14 protein-coding genes are annotated in these 19,557 nt (G+C 72.1%); 1 reads left to right on the top strand and 13 read right to left on the bottom strand.

What is annotated here, in order from left to right; all coding sequences use genetic code 11:
• Window positions 1–51: 51 nt before the first annotated feature.
• Window positions 52–1,062, top strand: a complete 1,011-nt coding sequence (locus ABZV42_RS38305) for a methyltransferase domain-containing protein (RefSeq protein ID WP_355984333.1) — start codon at window positions 52–54, stop codon at window positions 1,060–1,062.
• Between the two features lie 60 nt (window positions 1,063–1,122).
• Here the strand turns inward: ABZV42_RS38305 and ABZV42_RS38310 are convergent, their stop codons facing one another.
• The 13 genes from ABZV42_RS38310 to ABZV42_RS38370 all read right to left on the bottom strand — a co-directional run bounded on the left by ABZV42_RS38310 (window position 1,123) and on the right by ABZV42_RS38370 (window position 19,251).
• Window positions 1,123–2,475: an FHA domain-containing protein gene (locus ABZV42_RS38310; protein WP_356056193.1), complete on the bottom strand. Its 1,353-nt coding sequence runs from the start codon at window positions 2,473–2,475 to the stop codon at window positions 1,123–1,125.
• Between the two features lie 72 nt (window positions 2,476–2,547).
• Entirely contained in the window at window positions 2,548–3,894 is a 1,347-nt protein-coding gene (locus ABZV42_RS38315) for a VWA domain-containing protein (RefSeq protein WP_356056195.1), read from the bottom strand.
• A 101-nt stretch (window positions 3,895–3,995) separates the two neighbouring features.
• Entirely contained in the window at window positions 3,996–5,465 is a 1,470-nt protein-coding gene (locus ABZV42_RS38320; protein WP_356056197.1) for a protein phosphatase 2C domain-containing protein, read from the bottom strand.
• Window positions 5,466–7,991, bottom strand: a complete 2,526-nt coding sequence (locus ABZV42_RS38325) for a tetratricopeptide repeat protein (protein ID WP_355984365.1) — start codon at window positions 7,989–7,991, stop codon at window positions 5,466–5,468.
• A 225-nt stretch (window positions 7,992–8,216) separates the two neighbouring features.
• On the bottom strand, window positions 8,217–9,551 hold the full coding sequence (locus ABZV42_RS38330; RefSeq protein ID WP_355984337.1) for a hypothetical protein: 1,335 nt from the start codon (window positions 9,549–9,551) through the stop codon (window positions 8,217–8,219).
• Between the two features lie 69 nt (window positions 9,552–9,620).
• Entirely contained in the window at window positions 9,621–10,646 is a 1,026-nt protein-coding gene (locus ABZV42_RS38335; protein WP_356056199.1) for a glutamate ABC transporter substrate-binding protein, read from the bottom strand.
• 14 nt (window positions 10,647–10,660) lie between these two features.
• Window positions 10,661–12,154 carry a hypothetical protein gene (locus ABZV42_RS38340; protein WP_356056201.1) on the bottom strand — a complete coding sequence of 498 codons (1,494 nt, stop codon included), beginning with the start codon at window positions 12,152–12,154 and terminating at the stop codon, window positions 10,661–10,663.
• A 286-nt stretch (window positions 12,155–12,440) separates the two neighbouring features.
• Entirely contained in the window at window positions 12,441–13,475 is a 1,035-nt protein-coding gene (locus tag ABZV42_RS38345) for a BadF/BadG/BcrA/BcrD ATPase family protein (RefSeq protein ID WP_356056203.1), read from the bottom strand.
• The gene (locus ABZV42_RS38350; RefSeq protein ID WP_355984341.1) at window positions 13,472–14,737 is read right to left on the bottom strand and encodes a 6-phospho-beta-glucosidase; all 1,266 of its coding nucleotides are present in this window, start codon (window positions 14,735–14,737) and stop codon (window positions 13,472–13,474) included. The genes ABZV42_RS38345 and ABZV42_RS38350 overlap by 4 nt, the downstream gene beginning before the upstream one ends.
• A 2-nt stretch (window positions 14,738–14,739) precedes the next feature.
• Window positions 14,740–15,633: a carbohydrate ABC transporter permease gene (locus tag ABZV42_RS38355; protein ID WP_355984342.1), complete on the bottom strand. Its 894-nt coding sequence runs from the start codon at window positions 15,631–15,633 to the stop codon at window positions 14,740–14,742.
• A gap of 3 nt (window positions 15,634–15,636) precedes the next feature.
• Window positions 15,637–16,605 (bottom strand): sugar ABC transporter permease, encoded by a 969-nt coding sequence (locus ABZV42_RS38360; protein WP_355984343.1) that lies wholly within the window; start codon window positions 16,603–16,605, stop codon window positions 15,637–15,639.
• A 10-nt stretch (window positions 16,606–16,615) separates the two neighbouring features.
• On the bottom strand, window positions 16,616–17,953 hold the full coding sequence (locus ABZV42_RS38365; RefSeq protein WP_355984344.1) for an ABC transporter substrate-binding protein: 1,338 nt from the start codon (window positions 17,951–17,953) through the stop codon (window positions 16,616–16,618).
• An 86-nt stretch (window positions 17,954–18,039) separates the two neighbouring features.
• Complete coding sequence (locus ABZV42_RS38370; RefSeq protein ID WP_355984345.1) at window positions 18,040–19,251, bottom strand: ROK family transcriptional regulator; 1,212 nt, start codon at window positions 19,249–19,251, stop codon at window positions 18,040–18,042.
• Between the last annotated feature and the right edge of the window lie 306 nt (window positions 19,252–19,557).

Genomic DNA, 19,557 nt, shown 5'->3' on the forward strand with positions numbered 1-19,557 from the left:
CCGGCCGGTCCGGCGCTCGCCCCGGGGCCCGTTCGGCAGCACAGTGGAGGTATGGGCGCGCACGCTCTCGAAACCGGCCCCGGCCCCGCCGATCCGGCCGATCTGGCGAGGGCGTCCCTGGTGCGCGAGATCGACCGGAGCGGGGCCTGGGAGGGCGATCCGGTCTGGCGGGAGGCCTTCACGGCCGTTCCGCGTCATCTCTTCGTGCCGTACTACTACATCGGTGCCGACGGCGGCTACGAGCGTCTGTGGGGCGAGGACCCGGACCCGCGGATCCGGGACCGCTGGCTGCGCGGCGCGTACGCGGACTCCCCGCTGGCGACCCGGGTGCGGGACGGGACACTGGTCTCCTCCAGCAGCCAGCCTTCGCTGATGGCGACGATGCTGGCGGAGCTGGAGGTACGGGACGGGGACGCCGTCCTGGAGATCGGCGCGGGGACCGGCTACAACGCGGCCCTGCTCGCGTACCGCCTCGGCGACGACCTGGTGACCACGGTCGACCTCGATGTGGAGATCACCGAGGCCGCGCGCCGGCATCTGGCCGTCGCCGGCTACCGGCCGACCGTCGTCACCGGCGACGGCGCCCGGGGCGTCCCCGGACGCGCTCCCTTCGACCGGATCGTCGCCACCTGCACGCTGGCGACGATCCCGCGCCCCTGGCTGTCCCAGTGCGGGCCGGGCGCCCGCATTCTCGCGCCGCTGGCCACCGGCCTGATCGCGCTGGACGCCGAGGGCCCGGATCGGGCCGAGGGACGCTTCCTGCACACGTCCGCCTTCTTCGTGCCGCTGCGCGGCGCCACCCGGTCCGTGCCGGAGTCGCAGCGGCGGGAGCAGCCGGAGCCGGCGGGGCTCGTAGGGGTGCCGCGCCGGGCCCGCGGCCATGATCTGTTCCGGTTCCTGCTGGCCCTGACCGCGGGCGGCCTGGACCCGTACGACGCCTACGCGCTGTGGGAGCGCGAGGGGCAGCCGCAGCGGGAGCGGTACGGGATCACGGTCCGCGGTGAACGTGCCTGGTCCTGGCTGGACGACCCCGAGGGGCCGTACACCTGGCCACTGCCGTGAGAGGGGCCGTGCGCCTGGCCCCCGGGACGCCCAGGAATCCCTGGACGTCCGGGAGAGTGCTCAGCCCCGTCGGATCGTGATCGTCGTCCACGCGCCCACGTGCACCCGGTCGCCGTCCTGGAGCGGCACCGGCACGAACGGCTGGATGGGCTCCTCGCCGCCGTTGACCGTGGTCCCGTTCGTCGAGTTCTGGTCGACGACCGCCCAGGTGCTGTCCGGCTGCTGGACCAGGACCGCGTGCTGGTGCGAGACGCCCGGGTCCTCCGGCGGCACCGACAGGTCGATGTCCGGGGATTCGCCGGTGGAGTGCCGGCGACGGCCGATGGTGATCTGGTTGCCCAGGAGCGGGCGCTGGAGCTCCGGCGAGTACGCGGGCAGGTTCAGACCCGCGGCCTCGGGCCCGGAGCGCTGCATCATCGCCATGAAGTACTCGCGGTCCGGTGCGATGGTCGCGCTCCAGGACAGCGACTGCTGCTGCTGTTGTTGCTGCGGCTGCGGCTGCTGCTGGTAACCGGGGCCGGGCGGGGCCTGGGTGGCGCCGGGCTGCGGGTAGCCGTAGTCGCCGCCCTGGCCCGGGCCGCCCTGACCGCCGGGCGAACCGGACGACGGCGGGGGGATCACCCAGTCGTCGTCACCGCTGCCGAAGGCCGGACCGCCGTGCTGCGGACCGCCGTGCTGCGGGCCACCGTGCTGCGGACCGCCGTGTTGCGGGCCGCCCTGCGTGAAGGGCGGCGGAGAGGGCTGCTGGGTGTATGCCTGCTGCGGGGCGCCGTGACCGCCGGAGACGGGCGGCGCGGCCTGCCGCGAAGGATCGCCGCCGAAGCCCTGGGGGCCGCCGTACGGCTGTGCCCCCGGGCCCGGCGGGATCGGTTCGGCGGGCCGGTTCATCTGCGAGGGCCGCGAGCTCTGGTACTCGAACGGGTCGTGACCGGGGCCACCGGCACCCGGCCCGCCCTGCTGTCCCGGCCCGGGCTGCGGGTACCGGGGCGCGGGATTCTGGCCACCATGACCGCCGGGAGGACCGTACGGCGACTGCCCGCCGGGAACACCGGGAACACCGGGAATGCCGGAACCGCCCGGACCGGGCGGACCACTCGGTGCACCGGCCGACGGACGCGGTGCCGCCGGCGTGTACGACGTCGCGGTGTTGGTCAGGAAGTTCCACCGGCACTCCTCGCAGAACGGCGCGGCGCCCTCACGGGGCGTACGGCACTGCGGGCAGAGCTCGGCGTTGGGGTCCGGGACGCCGGACCGGCCGCCGGGGCCGGGCGGCGGCGAACCGGGCGCCGGGTAGCCGTAGCCGGCGCCGGGCGGCGGCGGTGGGGGGAGCGGGGGTACACCGGCCATGCGGTGACCGCAGACCTCGCACCAATCGTCGGAACCCGACTGGTGTCCGTTCGGGCATGTCGGCATGTCGGTCCTTCCCCCTTCCTTTTCCGGTCGTCATGACCGGGTTTCTCCGGATCCCCGCGGGAGCCGGGCTCGCTACTTCTTTACACGAACAGTCTTTGTGGACCGTGTCTCGAGGGTCATCTCGTCGGCCTCCGCGACACGCGCTTTCAATCGCACAGTACCTGCCGCGACGTCGACGACGTCCACCACCTTCGCGAGCAGTTTCGCAGTATCGGCGTTTCCGGAGGCCCCGGCGAGTTGAACGGCCCGTCCCAGCTTGGCCGTTGCTCCATCGACATCTCCCGCTTTGCGAAGATCGAGCCCCTGTTGGATGACTTGTGCCAGTTCGGCCTGACCCGTGTAGTGCGCGACCTGCGGGTTGATGGACGTCGAGGCGCTCATGTCGTCGGTCCACACGGCCCGTACGAGCCCCTGCGCGCCGAGGTTCTGCACGGAGCCGTCGCTCCGCGGGATCACCAGCGAGACCCGGGCGGCGAGCATCTCCTGGCCGATCCCGGCCGTGGGCACCTGGACGCACACGTGGTAGTCGCGGGACTCGTCGCCCCAGGAGCCGGTCGGATAGTCGCCCGCGCGGGGTCCGGCCACGGTACGGCGGTCCGTCAGTTCCTCGACAGTGGGCGCCACTTGCTTGACGAACTTGATCTCGGTGCCGACCGGCGTCCACACCCGCAGGGCCACGTCGGCGACCTCCTTGCCCATGGCCGTCTCCATCATGTGGGTGAAGTCGGCGGAGAGGGCGGCGGGGTCGGCGACGATGTCCGCGGTGCCGAGAAGCGCCGAGGCGATCGAGGTGACCTCCTTGACCTCCCAGTCGGTGCCGACCCCACGCGTGTCACAGGTGAAGTGTCCGGCACAGGAGTCGAGCGCGGCCTTCAGTTCCTCGGGCGACTCGTGTTCGTTGCGGCCGTCGGTGAGGACGATGCCGTGCCGGATCGAGACCTCCGCCGAGGACAGCAGCCGGTCGGCGAGCCGCAGCCAGGTGCCGATGGCCGTCCCGCCGCCCGCGTTCAGCTTGCGCAGCGCCTGCTTGGCCTGGTCGCGGGTGGCCGCGTCCGCCACGGCGAGCCGTCCGTTGCCCGGATAGACCTCCTTGGCGACGTGCGTGCCGCCGATCACCGCGAAGTGGACCCCGTCGCGCACCGTGTCGATCGCGGCGGCCGTCGCGTCGCGGGCGTTGCGCATCTTGGTGGGCGGGTAGTCCATCGAGCCCGAGCAGTCGACCATGATCGCCACGGCGGCGTCAGGTCCCTGGCCCGCCGTGTACAGGTGCGGCGCGGCGACCGCGCTTCCGACGGTGCCGCCGCCGGTCGCGCTCACCGTGACGATCGCGTTGACCTCACGGCCGCCCTCGGGCAGGTATTCGTTCTGGTACACGTCGACCGAGAACTGCGGCACGTTCGACTTCGAGAAATTGGCCATGCCCTTTTCGTCCCCCTCGGGCCCCCGCCCCCCGGCGGAGGTGCTGACTGAGTGCGGACCGGTCCCCTCCGGTCCGCGGCCGCCCCCGTTCGTTCGCGGCCTCAGGCCGATACTGCCCCCTGCGAGGGTGCGGGGAACGGCATGACGGTCACTGTTACGTTGTCGTGGCCCCCGCCGTCCAGGGCGTGGCCGACCAGAACCTGAGCGGCGTGCAGCGGCCTCTCGGCGGCGTCGAGGGGGACGATCTCGGCCATCTCCTCCGCCGTCTCCGCGTAGTTCCACAGTCCGTCGGTGCACACCACGACCACACCCGGCCGGTCCGGCTTGAACGAGACGGTGTGCGGCTCCAGTTCGTAGGCGTCGGCGCCGAGCCAGCCGGTGATCGCGTGGGCGCGCTCGTCCGCGTACGCCTCCGCCTCGTTCATCAGGCCCGCGGCGACCATCTGGGCGGCCCACGAGTCGTCCTCGGTGAGCCGGGCCGGCAGCGAGGAACGGTCGACGGGAATCCAGTAGACGCGGCTGTCGCCGACCCAGCCGACGATCAGCAGGGTGGATGTCACGAGGGCGCCGACGATGGTGCAGGCGGGCGCGTTCGCGTGCGGCGCGTGCTCGCCCTGCGCGGTGGACGGACCGGCCAGCGCGTTGACGGCCTCCGAGGCCGCGACGATCGCCTCGTGCATGGCCTGCTGCGGATGCGTGCCCAGCGGAAGGGCCGCGAGAAGCGACTCGTTCGCCGCGTGGGAGGCGGCGAGCGACGCCTCGTCCGGACGGGTCGCGGAGGAGACCCCGTCGCAGACGATGGCGACGACCGCGGGGGAGCCGTCGGGCAGCGCGGTCGAGGAGACCGCGAACGCGTCCTCGTTGCGGTGGTGGCGCAGACCCCGGTCGCTGACCGCGGCGACCGCGTCCAACTCCTGTTCCATGTGGTCCCGTTCCCGTGGCTGCGCGTGACCGCAGTTCTCGCAGTAGCCGTCGGTGTCCACCTGGCCCGAACGGCAGGCCACACACACCTTGGCGCCCGCGGGGGGAGCCGGGAGGTCGCCGGTCCGGGGATCGGCGAGGGCCTCCCGGTCTGCTCCGCCGGCAGGCGGGGCGAGCGGGTACTCGTCGGGCTCGGACGGCCTGTCGAACCGTACGCCCGAGGGCTGCCCGGCGGTCCGCCTGGCGGCGGGGGGCCGGATGCCCGCCGGATCGCCGCCCTGCGCGTGCTCAGCCTGCTCGGCGTGCTCGGGATGCTCGGGGTGCTCGGCGTGCTCCGAGTGCTCCGTGTGCTCGGGATGCGGGAGTTCGGAACCACCCGAATCGGTGCCCTGGATGTCGGCGGCACGGTGCACCGGCGCGGGTGTGGCCGTGCCGGCGGCCTGCTGCGCCAGGGGCCAGTCCACGGACGGGGCGGCCGGCGGAAGGCCGGCCGAGGCGCCGTTCATGGCGATCGTGGGGTGGTCAGGCGGTGCGGACACCGTCGACAGGTCGTAGCCGCACGCACCGCAGAAACGGTCGGCCGCGTCCAGCGGCTCCTCGCAACTGGGGCACCGCGAAAGGGCCGTCGGCTGGGGCATCTGGGACATCAATCACACCCACGTCCGGGGGCGGTAACGGTTTGCGCGTTCCACCAGGTCGATCCTCTCCTCGCCGCCCCGCGCGAGCCGGGCCAGCGTCCGGTACGAACGTTCGAGGCCGAAACGGAGGCCACGCTCGTCCAACTCGCTGCCGAGCAGCGCGGTTCCATCTCCGGAAGCCGGAGCGGAACCCTGGCTACCGGAGAGTACCCAGTCCAGCGCGCAGCCGAGGACCTCCGTCGACAACTGCTCGCGGCGCACCGCGTCCAGACCGAATCCGTCGAGCGCCTCGACCTGCCCGGCCGCCGCCGTCAGATCGTTCAGGAACGGCGGCGCCGCCTCCGTGACCGGCCGCCGCCGCAGCCGAGCCCGCACGGCGGCGACCCGGGCCGCCGTGTAGTGGATCGACGACTCCGGCACGGATTCCAGGGTACGTACGGCGCCACGGCGGTCCCCCGCCGCGAGCTGCACCCGGGCCAGCCCGAACGCCGCGCTCACATAGCTGGGGTCGGTCGTCCACACCAGGCGGTAGTACTCGGCGGCGTTGTCCAGCTGGCCGAGCACCTCCGCGCACACGCCGAGGGCCAGCTTCGGCGCGGGCTCGCCGGGGAAGGCGTCGTAGACCGCGTCGAAGGACAGCGCCGCGATCTCGTTCTCACCGGTCGCGAGCGCCGTGACACCGCGGTACCAGACCACCCGCCAGTCGTCCGGGTGATCGGCCTCCAGAGCGTCGACGGCCGAACCGGCGGCGCTCGGCTCGCCCATCTCCAGGCGCGCCCGCAGCTCCCGCAGCCGCAGCTCGGGCGAAGGGGCCGGTGCCGCCCGCAGCACGGCGATCAGCTCCGCGGGCGCGGACGCGATGAGCCCCGCGAGGAAACCGGCGTTCGGGTCGCCCGGGTCCACCCGCGGCACGGGCAGGGCCAGCGCGGTGGCCGCCGCCAGGACGGGTCTGACCAGGGCCGCGGTGGCAGGCGGGCCCGGCGGCAGCGGTCCGGACCCGTTCACCCCCGCGGGCAGCGGGGGCACGCCCTTCCTCGCCCGTACGGGGACCGCGCGGGCCCCCAGCCGCGACACCGCCTCGGCCGCCCTCCCGAACAGCTCGGTGTCGGTCACCTTGGTCTCGGGCCCGAACAGCGTCGACAGGGCGGGCCGGGCACGCCCCGTCTGGAGCGAGACCACCTCGCGCAGCACGCCCGTCAGCTGCTCGGACATCTCCTGCGCCGAGGCGAACCGGCGCGCCGGGTCGGGGTCGGTGGCCCGCACGAGAAGCCGGTAGAACGACTCGTACTGGCGGAAGACCTCGATGTTGTCCGGGTCGGGCAGGGAGTCGACGAAGACGTTCGTGTAGCCCTGGAAGTCGAAGGCGAGGACGGCGAGCGTACGGGCGACGGTGTAGAGGTCGGAGGCGACGGAGGGGCCCACCTCGGCCACCTCGGGCGCCTGGTAGCCCACCGTGCCGTAGATGGCCGACTCGTCGTCGTCCATCCTGCGCACCGCGCCCATGTCGATCAGCTTGAGCTGGTCCTCGGTCTGGATCGCGTTGTCGACCTTGAAGTCGCAGTACAGCAGGTTGCGGCTGTGCAGATGACCGAGCGCCTCCAAGGCCTCGATGCCGTACGCGCAGGCCTGCTCCACCGGCAGCGGGTCGCGCTTGCCGTCCGTCGTACGGCGGTCGTTGGCGAGCTCCTTCAGCGACTTGCCGCCCACGTACTCCATGACGATGTACCCGTCCAGGGAACCCGTCCGCTGGTCGAGGTGCTCGACGAAGTTGTAGATCCGCACGATGTTGGCGTGCTCGATCTCCGCGAGGAAGCGGCGTTCGGAGATCGCGGCCGCCATCGCGTCCTGGTCGCCCGTGTCGAGCAGACCCTTGAGGACCACCCAGCGGTCGGACACCGCGCGGTCGACGGCGAGATACACCCAGCCGAGCCCGCCGTGCGCCAGACAGCCCATCACCTCGTACTGGCCGTGCACGATGTCGCCGGTGCGCAGCTTGGGCACGAAGGAGTACGGGTGGCCGCACTTGGTGCAGAAACCCTCGGTGCGGCCGGACCGCTCACCGCGTGAACGCCCCACCGGGGCACCGCAGTCGGAGCGCGAACAGAACCGTTTGCGCTCGGGCACCTCCGGGTTCTCCAGGACCATCTCGCGCGGGTCGGGCCGCGGCACCCCGGGGACCTCGACGAGCCCGGCGCCGAGCCGGCCCCGTCCGGAGGAGGAGGCCGTCGAACCGGAGCTGCGCACCGACACCGACCGGCCCGTCGACCGGCCCGACAGCGACCGCGAAAGCCGGCCGGAGACCGAGCGCCGCGACTGGGAGGAGCGCGACGACGTACGCGAGCTGGCGGGTGAACCGCCGCGCACGCTGCTGCTGTCGGAGCCACGCGAGCCACGGCCGCTTCCCGCGGCACCGGCCGACGCGGCACCCGTCGCGCCCGCACCGGATTCCGGGCCGGTCCTCCCGGACCGGGAGGACCCCGGTGCCCCGACGGCCGGGGCCAGTCCGCACGTGTCGCAGTACAGCTCGCCGCCGCCCATGTCCTCGTACGAGCCCTCGCAGCCGGGACGGTCGCACGCGTGCCGCTCGTCCACCGGCCGGCCGCTCGCACCTGACTCCGGTGCCGCGACGGCCGGGGCGAGGCCGCACGTGTCGCAGTACAGCTCGCCGCCGCCCATGTCCTCGTACGAGCCCTCGCAACCTGGCCTGCCGCACTTCCGCCGCTCATTCACCGGCTGCTCGCTCACACCGCATCCCCTCAACGCTCACGCGTCCGGCCCCCTACGGTCCGTACGGTCATGGGGCCCGCCCTGCCCGGGCACCGGCGGGCTCAGCAGCTCGGCCGCCGCCCGCTGGTAGCGCAGCACCGCGTCCTCCGCCACCCGCAGGTCACAGGGAGCGCTCCACAGCATGCGCCGGGCCGCGTCGTAGCGCTCCACCAGGAACGGGTCCTCGGCGAAGCCGTGCCGGGCGACCTTCGCCTTGTACGCGTCGAGACGGCCGCGCAGCTCGGCCCGGACCGCCAGCGGCTGGGTGACCGCCGACAACGACTCACGGGCACGCAGGAGTTCGTCCTCCGCCCTCTCCTCCAGCGCCTCCAGGAGCGGCGAGAGCCGGTGCCACTGCGCGTGCCTGCGGTAGTCCGCGGCCGTCGCCAGCTGCTCCTGGAGCGCCGTCGGCGGACCGCTGACGGCCGGCACCTCGGACGCGGCGATCTTCGCGAGGACCTCGCCGCGGGCACTGCGCGCCTCGGCGAGCGTGCGGTCGGCGCGGCTGAGCACGTCCCGCAGCTTCACCAGGCGCGCCTCGGCGTCCTGGCGCACCGTCAGGACCGCGTCGATCTCGCGGCGCACGTCCTCCAGGGCGCGCGCCTCGCGGTCGTACGCGGTGGTGTCCGGACGCCCGCCGCCGGGAGCCGAACTCCCCTGCGCGGGAACCCAGAAGGCGAGCGGATCGGAGACCACCCGCTCGCGCAGAACGGTCAGGGTCCGGGTGATCCGCTCCAGGTCGTCGCCCGAGGGGTGCTCGCCGGGGCGCACGCCCACGGAGTGCGCGAGCGCGCGGGTGCGCTGGAGCTCCGCGGCCAGTAAATCTATCCGGGCGGGCAGCGCGGACCAGACGGCGTCCGCGGTCACGACCATGTCGAGCGAGGCCGCGTACAGCCCGTTCATCCGGTCCACCAGGGCGGCCAGCGAGAACCGCTCGCTGAGCTTGCCGGTGCCGGCGAGGGTCGGCGCGTTCGCGGTGGCCGTCGTGGAACCGGCGACCGTGATGCCCGTACCGCGCAGCAGCTCGGTCAGCTCGACCAGGTCCTCACGGCTCGACCAGCGTCTGCGGGAGCGGATCTCGCGCGCGGAGCGCAACGCGTCCGCGTACGCGTCGAAGTACGCCCACAGCAGGGTGATCGACGCGTCCGCCGCGGCCCAGCGCTCCTTGGTCGAGCCGGTGAGTTCGGCGCCCTCCAGGAGTCTTCGGCCCGCGTGGTCCTGGAGGGCGAGGAGCGAGGTCTCGATGGCCTCGTGCTCCGCGCCGAGGCGCGCCAGCGCACGGTCCGCCTCGTCCCGGTCCATCACCGGCCCGGGGGGTCCCGTGACGCCCATCGATCACCTCTCGTTCTCGTGCGGTCCCCGCGCGCTCGGTATGTGCGGCCGGGCAACTCTCCAGTCGTATCAGGCCGGTTGCCTGTACTGGGCGACGGGCAGGTTCCCCGAGGGGGAGTCGGGCCCGAGGGTCGGGGCGAGCCATTTGTCGTACGACTGCTGCCAGCCGTCCTTGCGGTAGTCGGCCAGGACCCGGTTGACCCGGCGTACCAGATCGTCCGAGCCCTGTTTCATCGCCACGCCGTAGTACTCGGTGGTGAAGGTGCCGCCCTTGAGCTCGACCGTCGGGTCCTGGGCGGCCTGGCTCGCGGCGAGCGCGCCGTCGGTCACCACCGCGTCGGCCTCCCCGAGCTGGAGGCGCACCAGACAGTCCAGCTGGTTCGGTACGGGAGGGGCGACGGCGGCCCCGGGGGCGAGCTTGCCCGCGTCCCGGTCCGCCGCGAGCCGTTCGTAGGCGGTGGACTTCGCCGCCGAGCAGATCGTCTTCCCGGCCAGGGACTTGTCGTACCCCGTGATGCCGGACTTCACCGGGGCCAGCACCTGCTGCCCGGTCTTGAAGTAGGGCGCGGAGAACGCGACCTGCCGGAGACGGTCACAGGTGATCGACATGGTGCGCACCACCATGTCGACCTTGCCGCCCTGGATCGCGGGGATGCGCTGGCTGGTCGGTATCGCCCGGAACTGGACGGCGTTCGCGTCGCCCAGGATGGCCTTGGCTATCGCGTGGACCAGATCGATGTCGAAGCCCTCCAGGTCGCTGCCGGCCGCCGGGTCGTTCGGGTCGCGGTAGCCCCAGTGGTAGCTGTTCTGGTCGACGCCGACGATCAGCCGCCGGTCCTTGCGGTTCTTGATGGCCTCGATCGTCGTCCCGTCCGCGCTCGACGGGGTGAGGCTCCGGTTCTGCGGGTCGGTGCACCCGGCGGCCCTGGCCTGGGTGCCCCGGGCCAGGCCCGGCCCGCCGGTGCCCGTGTCGCCGTTCCCGCGCGCGGAGTCCGGCAGCATCAGCGCGAGGATCAGAGCCGTGGCACAGGCGAGCGCCATCGCGCCCACGCCGCCCCAGCCCCGCAGGCTCGCCCTCAGCCGTCGTGCGGTCATCGCCGCTCCCCCTCTCACCGGTACTCCGAAAGCCTGCGGCCGATGCCGAGCACCGCGCCCGCGGCGGCCAGCACGCCGAGGACCGCCGCCCCGGCCGGGAGGCCGGTCATGGCGCCCAGGCCGTCGCCCGCCGCCCGCTGGAACTCGCTCTCCTCGTGCGTCAGCGCGATCCCGAGGTTCTTGTCGACGCCGTCGAAGCACTCGCCCGTGGGCTTCTTGTCGGGGGAGCCGATGACCCGGTCGAGCGCGAGCTGGTACTCGCCGTCGTTGTCGGCCCTGCGGGCCTCCGCGTGGCGCTGCTTCCAGACCTTCATGTTGGCGGTCGCGGCCTGGACGGGCTTCTCGCCCGAGCGGTCGTCCGCGAGACGGGCCGCCACGGCGAGGCCCTGGGTGAGCGTCTTCATGTCCTGGTCGAAGTTGTAGTCGTACAGGTCTTTGGTCGTCTTGCCGTCGGCCAGTGTCTTGATCTCCGCGCCCCGGCTGACCAGGGTGAGGTTCTCGTTGCCCCGCGCCTTCAGGGACGCGATCTGCGCGGCGTGCAGCACGTTCAGGGAACGGACCCCGTGGTCGTAGGACTCCTCGAGCCCGGAGCGGGCCAGCGTGTGCCCGACGGTGAGCCACAGCAGCACGACCAGGGACGCGGCGGTGGCGGCTGCCATGCCCTGGTTCAACACCCGGTTCGTACGGCGGTAGTTGCGCCGCTGGGCCCAGGTGAGCGCGCCGAGCGCGACGAGACCGAGGGCGATCGCGGCCCACGGATATGGCTTCGCGTCGGCGTAGTCGGCGCTCAGACGCTGGTTCTCCCGGTTGTAGAGGCTCTTGGCCTTCGGGAGCATCTCGTTCTGCATCTTGTCGTTCGCGTACCGCAGATACGCGCCGCCCAGCGGGTAGCCCTGCCGGTTGTTGGCGCGGGCCCGCTCGATCAGGCCCTTGTACTCGGGCAGCAGCTCGTTCAGCTGGGTGATGGTCCTGGCCGAAGGGGAGCCCGGCTCCGAGTTGTTGGCCGCGGTGATCAGCTTCGCGGCGGCCGTCCTGATGTCCTCTTCGTAGCGGTCTCGGGAGGCCTTCGTCTCCTGGCCGCCCGCGAGGAAGCCGCTGGAGGCCGCGGTGTTGGCGTCGGCGAGCGAGCGGTAGATGTCGGCGGCGCTCGCGCTCAGCGGCTGGCTGCTGTGCAGCACGTTGTCCGCGGCGGCCGAACGTTCCGTCATCTGCCAGGCGGTGACCGCGCCGAACGCGACGACGATCAGGGCGAGGACGGCGCCGATGATCCTCAGCCGCCCCGGCTCCGTCGTCGCCGCGGCGCGCAGCCGGTCCACGCCCTCCGCCCACGCCGTGCGCCGCGGTGCCGCGCCGGGAGCCGGCGGAGCGCCCTGCGGGACGCCGGATTCGCCCTGGGGCGACGGGGATCCGCCCGGCGGCCGGGGAGGTCCGGACTGGGCCGGCACGGCCGGTATCGCGGGCGCGCCCCGCCCCGGTGGCGCCGGGCTGCCCTTCGGCGGGTGTGTCACTGTTGACCTCCCCCATGGTCATCCGCTCGGTCACGCCCACCGCGGACGCGGGAAGCGCGGCCGGCCGGCGTACGTGCACGGCGGCAAGTATCGCCGCCTGTACCGGCATCCGCACAGGCCTTGCCTGGATCTTGTTCGGATCACGGCGCAGCACGATTCCCCCGTGCCACCCCCCTTCTCATGAACACGTGTTCCGGATCCGTTTGGTTCCCGCCCCTTCACGCCAGGTCACCGGCGCTCCGGGCACCAGGGGGCGCAGCCACCGGCGCCGGCGCCCCCGGTGTCCTCAGCCCCCTTCGTAGAACGCCCGCACCCGTGCGTGGATCTCGCCCGCGGCCCGGACGTGGTCCAGGCCCAGGAGCGCGGCACCGAGCACCGGCGGGGCGGTGACCACCCGGGGGACCGCCTTGGGCGCGCGGGCGGCCAGGAGTTCCCTGACGCGGTCGTCGAGCCGGGGGTGGCGGGCGGCCAGGATGCTGCCGCCGAGAAGGACCGGGGTCTCCTCGGCGAGCAGGCCGAGGCGGTCGAGCGCCACCGTCGCCATCGCGACCACCTCCTCCGCGAGCCGGTCGACGATCGCGCGGGCCACCGGGTCGCCGTCCGCCGCCGTGGCGAACAGGACCGGGGTCAGCTCGTGGCGCCGCGCGCCCGGGATGTGCTCCAGGTGCAGTGCCTCGATGAGCGCGTACATGGAGTCCAGGCCGAAGTGCGCGGGCAGGGTACGGGCGAGGGCGGTCTCCCCGCCCCGGCCGTCCTCGGCCCGCGCCGCGTGCCACAGGGCCTCCTCCGACAGACCCCAGCCGCCGCCCCAGTCACCGGAGATACGGCCGATGGCGGGGAAGCGGGCGGTGCGGCCGTCGGGGCGCATGCCGACGCAGTTGATGCCGGCCCCGCAGACGACGGCGACACCGCGCGGCTCGGCGATCCCGGCCCGCAGGATCGCGAAGGTGTCGTTGCGCACCTCCACCCCCGCGCCCCACGCGCGCGCGTGCAGCGCGGCCGCCAACTGCTCCTCCTCCACGGGCAGATCGGCGTTGGCGAGGCAGGCGGAGACATGGCCGACCGAGGTGACCCCCGCCTCGGCGAAGGCCCGCCCGACCGCGTCGGCGACGACGTCCACCGCCGTCTCGACGCCGACCGCCGGGGGCCGGAAGCCGCCTCCGCGCGCGGTGCCGGCCACCGTGCCGTCCGCGGCCACCACGGCGACGTCGGTCTTGCTGTTTCCCGCGTCGATGGCCAGTACGAGGCCCGCGGGGCCGGATCCGGCGGTCGCGGGGGCGGACCCGGCGGCCGTCCCGGCACCGGTTTCCGTCGACGTCATGCCCACGCGAGGTGCTCCCGGTTGTGCGAGATGAGCTGGTCGGTCAGGGTGTCCGCCAGGGCGTGCTGGCCGACCAGGGGGTGGGCGAGCAGCGCCCGGAAGACGCGGTCGCGTCCGCCGCGCAGGGCGGCGTCCAGGGCCAGATCCTCGTACGCGGTCACGTTCGCCATGAGACCCGCGAAGAGCGGATCCACGGCCGGTACCGGCAGCGGGGCGGGCCCCTTGGCGTTGACCGCGGCCTGCACCTCGATCACCGCGTCGTCCGGCAGGAACGGCAGGGTTCCCCTGTTGTACGTGTTCACCACCTGGTAGGGGCTGCCGCCCCCGCCGAGCAGCGCGGCGGCGAGGTCGACGGCCGCCTCGGAGTAGTAGGCGCCGCCCCGCTTCGCCAGCAGCTCCGGCTTCTCGTCGAGCGCCGGGTCGCCGTACATGGTCAGCAACTGCCGCTCCATCTGCGCCACTTCGGCCGCGCGGGACGGCTTGGTGCGCAGCTCCCGGACCACCTCGTCGTGTGCGTAGAAGTAGCGCAGGTAGTACGAGGGGACCACGCCGAGGCGCTCGACCAGGGTGCGGGGCAGACGCAGGTCCCCGGCGATCGTGTCGCCGTGCCCGGCGAGCAGGCCCGGCAGCACGTCCTCGCCCTCGGGGCCGCCCAGGCGCACACCCGTCTCCCAGGTGAGGTGGTTCAGGCCCACATGGTCGAGATGCACCTCGGTGGGGGAGACCCCGAGCAGTCCGGCGAACTTCCGCTGGAAGCCGATCGCCACGTTGCACAGGCCGACCGTCCTGTGGCCCGCCTGGAGCAGGGCGCGCGTCACGATGCCGACCGGGTTGGTGAAGTCGATGATCCACGCGTCCGGGTTGGCGCGGCGGACCCGTTCGGCGATGTCCAGCACCACCGGGACCGTGCGCAGTGCCTTGGCCAGGCCGCCCGCGCCGGTCGTCTCCTGTCCGACGCAGCCGCACTCCAGCGGCCAGGTCTCGTCCTGCTCGCGGGCCGCCTGGCCGCCGACGCGCAGCTGGAGGAGCACCGCGTCGGCGCCCTCCACGCCGGCGTCGAGGTCGGAGGTCGTGACGATCCGGCCCGGGTGACCCTGCCGCGCGAAGATCCGGCGGGCCAGGCCGCCCACCAGCTCCAGACGCTCGGCGGCCGGGTCGACGAGGACCAGCTCCTCGACGGGCAGGGTGTCCCTGAGCCGCGCGAAGCCGTCGATGAGTTCGGGGGTGTAGGTCGACCCTCCGCCGACCACGGTGAGTTTCATGGTTAACCCTTCACTCCGGTGAGCGTGACGCCCTCGACGAACGCCTTCTGCGCGAAGAAGAACACGAGGATCACAGGGGCCATGACCAGGACGGTCGCGGCCATGGTGAGATTCCAGTCGGTGTGGTGCGCGCCCTTGAACGACTCCAGGCCGTAACTCAGCGTCCAGGCGCCCGAGTTCTCGGACGCGTAGATCTGGGGTCCGAAGTAGTCGTTCCAGGCGTAGAAGAACTGGAAGAGCGCGACGGCCGCGATGCCCGGTTTCGCCATCGGCAGGACGACCTTCAGCAAGGTCCGCAGATCCCCGCACCCGTCCACCCTGGCCGCGTCCAGGTACTCGTTCGGGATGGTCATCAGGAACTGGCGCAGCAGGAAGATGGAGAACGCGTCCCCGAACGCCATCGGGATGATCAGCGGCCACAGTGTGCCGGACAGGTCCAGCTGCTTCGCCCAGAACAGGTACATGGGGATGATCACGACCTGCGGCGGCAGCATCATCATCGAGATGACCAGCATGAGCGACAGATTCCGGCCCCGGAAGCGGAACTTGGCCAGCGCGTAGGCGACCGGGATCGAGGAGACGACGGTGAGCACCGTGCCGAAGCCGGCGTACAGCAGCGTGTTCTTCCACCAGGTGAGGAAGCCCGGGGTGTCGAAGACCTTCTTGTAGTTGCCCCACTCCCAGGTGTGCGGGATCAGATCGCGGCTGAGTGCCTGGCTGTCGCTCATCAGCGAGGTCAGGAACACGAACACGAAGGGCAGCACGAAGAAGAGGGCGGTCGCGACGCCGAGGGAGTGGATCGCGACCCACTCCAGGAGGGCCCTGCGGCGGGCGGTGCGCTCGGCGGGGGACACGGCCGCCGCCAACTTCACCGGTTTGTCGAGTACTTGCGTCATCGGTCAGTCACCTGCCTGGATGAGACCGCCCCGGCGCCGCATCAGGAACGCGGTGAACACCATGGACAGGGCGAACAGCACGAGCGCGACCACACAGGCGGAGCCGTAGTCGAAGCGCTGGAAGCCGAGGTTGTAGACGAGCTGGGGCAGGGTGAGCGTCGACTTGTCGGGATAGCCGGGCTCGAACTGCGTTCCGGCGCCCTGGATGACACCCGAGGCGACCTTCCCCGCGATCAGCGGCTGTGTGTAGTACTGCATGGTCTGGATGACCCCGGTGACCACGGCGAACATCACGATGGGCGAGATGTTCGGCAGGGTGACGTACCGGAAGCGCTGCCAGGCCGAGGCCCCGTCCAGCTCGGCGGCCTCGTACTGCTCCGTCGGTACGTCGAGCAGCGCGGCCATGAAGATGACCATCAGGTCGCCGATGCCCCACAGGGCCAGCAGGGTGAGGGCCGGCTTGGACCAGGAGGGGTCGTTGAACCAGCCGGGAGCCGAGATGCCGGCCTTCTCCAGGAGTGAGTTGACGGGTCCCGTACCGGGGTTGAGGAGGAAGGCGAAGGCCATGGTGGCCGCGACCGGCGGGGCGAGGTAGGGCAGGTAGAAGAGGGTGCGGAAGACACCCGTGCCCGTTTTGATCTTCGTGATCAGCAGTCCGACGCCGAGCCCGAACAGCACCCGCAGGGTCACCATGACGAGGACCAGCCACAGGGTGTTGCGCAACGCGGGCCAGAACAGTGGGTAGTTCTCGAAGACGTAACGCCAGTTCTTCGTCCCGCTCCACGTCGGCGGCTTGAAGCCGTCGTAGTGCATGAAGGAGAAGTAGACGGTCGAGATCAGCGGATAGGCGAAGAAGACCGCGAAGCCGATCAGCCAGGGCGACATGAAGGCGAGGGTCCGCAGTGCCTGCCTGCGGCGCTTCGCCGCGAGGGCGGAATTCCGGCGCTCGGAAGCGAGCGTGACTGTACTCATGCCGGCGCCGCTACTTCGCCTGCGCGATGTCGGTGTCGATCTGCTGGGCCGTGGCCGCCAGGCCCGCCTTCAGATCCTTGGCCTTGCCGCTCTCGTAGTCGTATCCGAACTGCTGGAGCGTCACGAGGTAGGTGCCTCCGTTGATGGACGCCGGAGTCGTCGTCGAGTTCGGGTTCGAGGCGATGTCCAGGAACGTCTTGAAGCGCGGGTCGTACGTCAGCTTCGGCGACTTGAGGGCCGTGAGCGTGGACGGCACGTTGTGGATGTCGTTGGCGAAGCCGACCACCGCGTCCGTGTTCGTGGTCATGTACTTCACCAGCTCCCAGGCCGCGTTCCGCTTGTGGCTGGTGGCCGCGATGCCCGCGATCGTGCCGGTGATGTAGCCCTTGCCGTACTGGTCCGCCTGATCGTCGGGGACGGGCAGCGGGGCGACGCCGATCTCGAAGCCGGGCTTGGCCTCCTCGGCCATGCCGAGCCGCCACTCGCCGTCCAGCTGCATGGCGACCTGACCGGTGTGGAACGGGTGCTTGGGACCCCACTCGTCGCCGAGCTTGGAGCGGTAGGTCTCCAGCTTCTTGAAGCCGCCGAGTTCGTCGACGAGCTTCTTCTGGAGGGTGAACCCGGCGGTGAACGCGGGGTCCTTGGCGACGTTGGACTTGCCGCTGCTGTCGAAGTACGTCGGCGAGAACTGCCCGAAGTAGTGCTCGGTGGTGGACTCCCAGCCGTGGTAGTCCGGCATGAAGCCGAGCTGGGAGTAGGAGTCGCCCTTGCTGATCGTGAGCTTCTTGGCGTCCTTCTCGAACTCCGACCAGGTCTTCGGAGGGGAGGCGATCCCGGCCTTCTGGAACGCGTCCTTGTTGTAGTAGAGCCCGTACGCGTCACCGAGGAGCGGCGCCGTGCAGCGGTTGCCGTCGAACTGGGTGTACTCGTTCATCGCCTTCGGGAACGTCGTCTCCGGGTCGATGCCCGCCTTCTTGAAGAAGGGGTTCAGATCGATGAAGGCGCCGGACGAGCAGAACTTGCCCACGTTGTTGGTGGTGAAGGACGAGACCACGTCGGGGGCTTTGTCGCCGCCCGCGCGCAGCGCCTGGTTGATCTTGTCGTCGGTCATGTTGCCGACGATGTTCACGTGGATGTGGGGGTGCGCCTTCTCGAAGCCCGCGACCAGCGACTTCACGGCGTTGACCTCGTTCGGCGCGCTCCAGGCGTGCCAGAAGTTGATCGTCTGTTCCTTGGACGCGTCGTCGCCTCCGCCGCTGTCGGACTGGCCGGTACAGGCGGTGGCGAGGAGGGCTATCGAGGCGGAGGCGGCGAGCGCGACGGCCGTCTTCCGGGGCATTCTGGGCATGGCGAGATCTCCCTGCGTGGTTCGTGGCGGGACACGGGAAGGTGCTGGCTCGGGGTGGGACGAAGGAGTCGGGGTTCGGGGCGGTTTCAGCGGGAGGTGTCGAAGACCTCGTCGCGGGTGGCTGCCAGGGCGCTCTCCAACGCGCCGCGTAGCACGGGGTGTTCGTGTACGTCGCCGACGACGAGGCGCGGCCGGGACGCGGCCAGCTCCTCCAGTTCGGCCTGGACCAGGGCGCGCAGTGGTTCGCCGCCCGCGGTGAGCGAGGCTCCGCTGAGGACGACCAGTTCGGGGTCGAGCACGGAGACGAGGGAGGCCAGACCGGTGGCGAGGCCGGTCGCGTACCTCTCCAGGAGCCGCCGGTAGGGGCCGGTGTCGACGGCGGCGGCCCGTTCGACGGCGGTGGCCGCGACCTCGGTGTACGGGCCCGTGGGCAGGTCCGTGATGCCGAGCGCGCGGGCCAGTTCGGGGATGGCCTGGGAGCCGGCCAGCTGCTGGTAGCCGCCGCTGTTGGCCCGGGTCACCTGGCGGACCAGGGGCGCGCCGGGCACCGGCAGGAAGCCGACCTCGCCGGCGCCGCCGGTCCAGCCGCGGTGCAGCCGGCCGCCGAGGACGAGGGCCGCGCCGAGACCGCCCTCGTTCCAGAGCAGGACGAAGTCCTCGTGCCCCCGGGCGGCGCCGAGCCGCTGCTCCGCGATGGCGACGAGGTTGACGTCGTTCTCGTACTCGACGGGCATCGGCAGCGCGGCCGCGAGTTCGTCGAGGAGGGTGGGGGAGTGCCAGCCCGGCAGGTGGGAGGCGTAGCGCAGCCGTCCCGTGTTGGGGTCGAAGGCGCCGGGGGTGCCGATGACCAGGCGGCGGACGTCGTCCCTGGCGAGCCCGGCGGCCTTCACCGCGCCGTCCAGGGCGTCGGTGACCTGACGGACGACGGGCCGGGCCGGGCGGCGGCCGGGGGTGGGCAGTTCGTACTCGCCGACCGTGCGGCCGGTGATGTCGGCGACGGCGGCCAGGACCCGCTCGGGGGTGACGTCCAGGCCCGCCGCGTGGGCGGCGCCCGGATTGACCTCGTACAACTGGGCGCTGGGGCCCGGCCTGCCCTCGCTGGTGCCGGTGGCGAGCACCAGGCCCGCCGCTTCCAGGCGGGCCAGGAGCTGGGAGGCGGTGGGCTTGGACAGCCCGGTGAGCTTGCCGATCCGGGTCCGTGAGAGCGGTCCGTGGGCGAGCAGCAGATCGAGGGCGGCGCGGTCGTTCATCGCGCGCAGGACGCGGGGGGTGCCCGGCGTGCCGGCGGATCCTGCCATGTCTGTCGCCACCTGCCCTTCTTGGCCGACCAGTTTCCCCGAGGTGCCTTCGGAAAGTCCACCGCGTGATCATTGTTAGGAAAGTTTCCTATTGCTGGTGCGAGGAAAGTAGGCCGGAGGGGGTGCGGGCGTCAAGAGAAAGCGCCGCCCGGGCGACGGAGTCGTTACCTGGACGGCGCGTGCCGGGTGGAGCCGATGGGCCGGCCCGGAGGTGCGGTGCGAGGGCTGGGCGGGGGATCTTCGACCGTCCAGGCCTCGTCCCACGGCCTGGACGACAAGGCCCGAAAGCCCGCTTGGTGCCGGTGC

The organism is Streptomyces sp. NPDC005281 (genome assembly GCF_040607495.1).
Lineage (GTDB): Bacteria > Actinomycetota > Actinomycetes > Streptomycetales > Streptomycetaceae > Streptomyces.

Excerpts from the sequence above, each read along its gene's own strand:
- ABZV42_RS38350 (WP_355984341.1), bottom strand. The coding sequence starts at position 14,737 with ATGAAACTCACCGTGGTCGGCGGAGGGTCGACCTACACCCCCGAACTC.
- ABZV42_RS38315 (WP_356056195.1), bottom strand. The coding sequence starts at position 3,894 with ATGGCCAATTTCTCGAAGTCGAACGTGCCGCAGTTCTCGGTCGACGTG.
- ABZV42_RS38365 (WP_355984344.1), bottom strand. The coding sequence starts at position 17,953 with ATGCCCAGAATGCCCCGGAAGACGGCCGTCGCGCTCGCCGCCTCCGCC.
- ABZV42_RS38325 (WP_355984365.1), bottom strand. The coding sequence starts at position 7,991 with ATGGGCGGCGGCGAGCTGTACTGCGACACGTGCGGACTGGCCCCGGCC.
- ABZV42_RS38345 (WP_356056203.1), bottom strand. The coding sequence starts at position 13,475 with ATGACGTCGACGGAAACCGGTGCCGGGACGGCCGCCGGGTCCGCCCCC.
- ABZV42_RS38370 (WP_355984345.1), bottom strand. The coding sequence starts at position 19,251 with ATGGCAGGATCCGCCGGCACGCCGGGCACCCCCCGCGTCCTGCGCGCG.
- ABZV42_RS38335 (WP_356056199.1), bottom strand. The coding sequence starts at position 10,646 with ATGACCGCACGACGGCTGAGGGCGAGCCTGCGGGGCTGGGGCGGCGTG.
- ABZV42_RS38310 (WP_356056193.1), bottom strand. The coding sequence starts at position 2,475 with ATGCCGACATGCCCGAACGGACACCAGTCGGGTTCCGACGATTGGTGC.
- ABZV42_RS38355 (WP_355984342.1), bottom strand. The coding sequence starts at position 15,633 with ATGACGCAAGTACTCGACAAACCGGTGAAGTTGGCGGCGGCCGTGTCC.
- ABZV42_RS38360 (WP_355984343.1), bottom strand. The coding sequence starts at position 16,605 with ATGAGTACAGTCACGCTCGCTTCCGAGCGCCGGAATTCCGCCCTCGCG.
- ABZV42_RS38330 (WP_355984337.1), bottom strand. The coding sequence starts at position 9,551 with ATGGGCGTCACGGGACCCCCCGGGCCGGTGATGGACCGGGACGAGGCG.
- ABZV42_RS38305 (WP_355984333.1), top strand. The coding sequence starts at position 52 with ATGGGCGCGCACGCTCTCGAAACCGGCCCCGGCCCCGCCGATCCGGCC.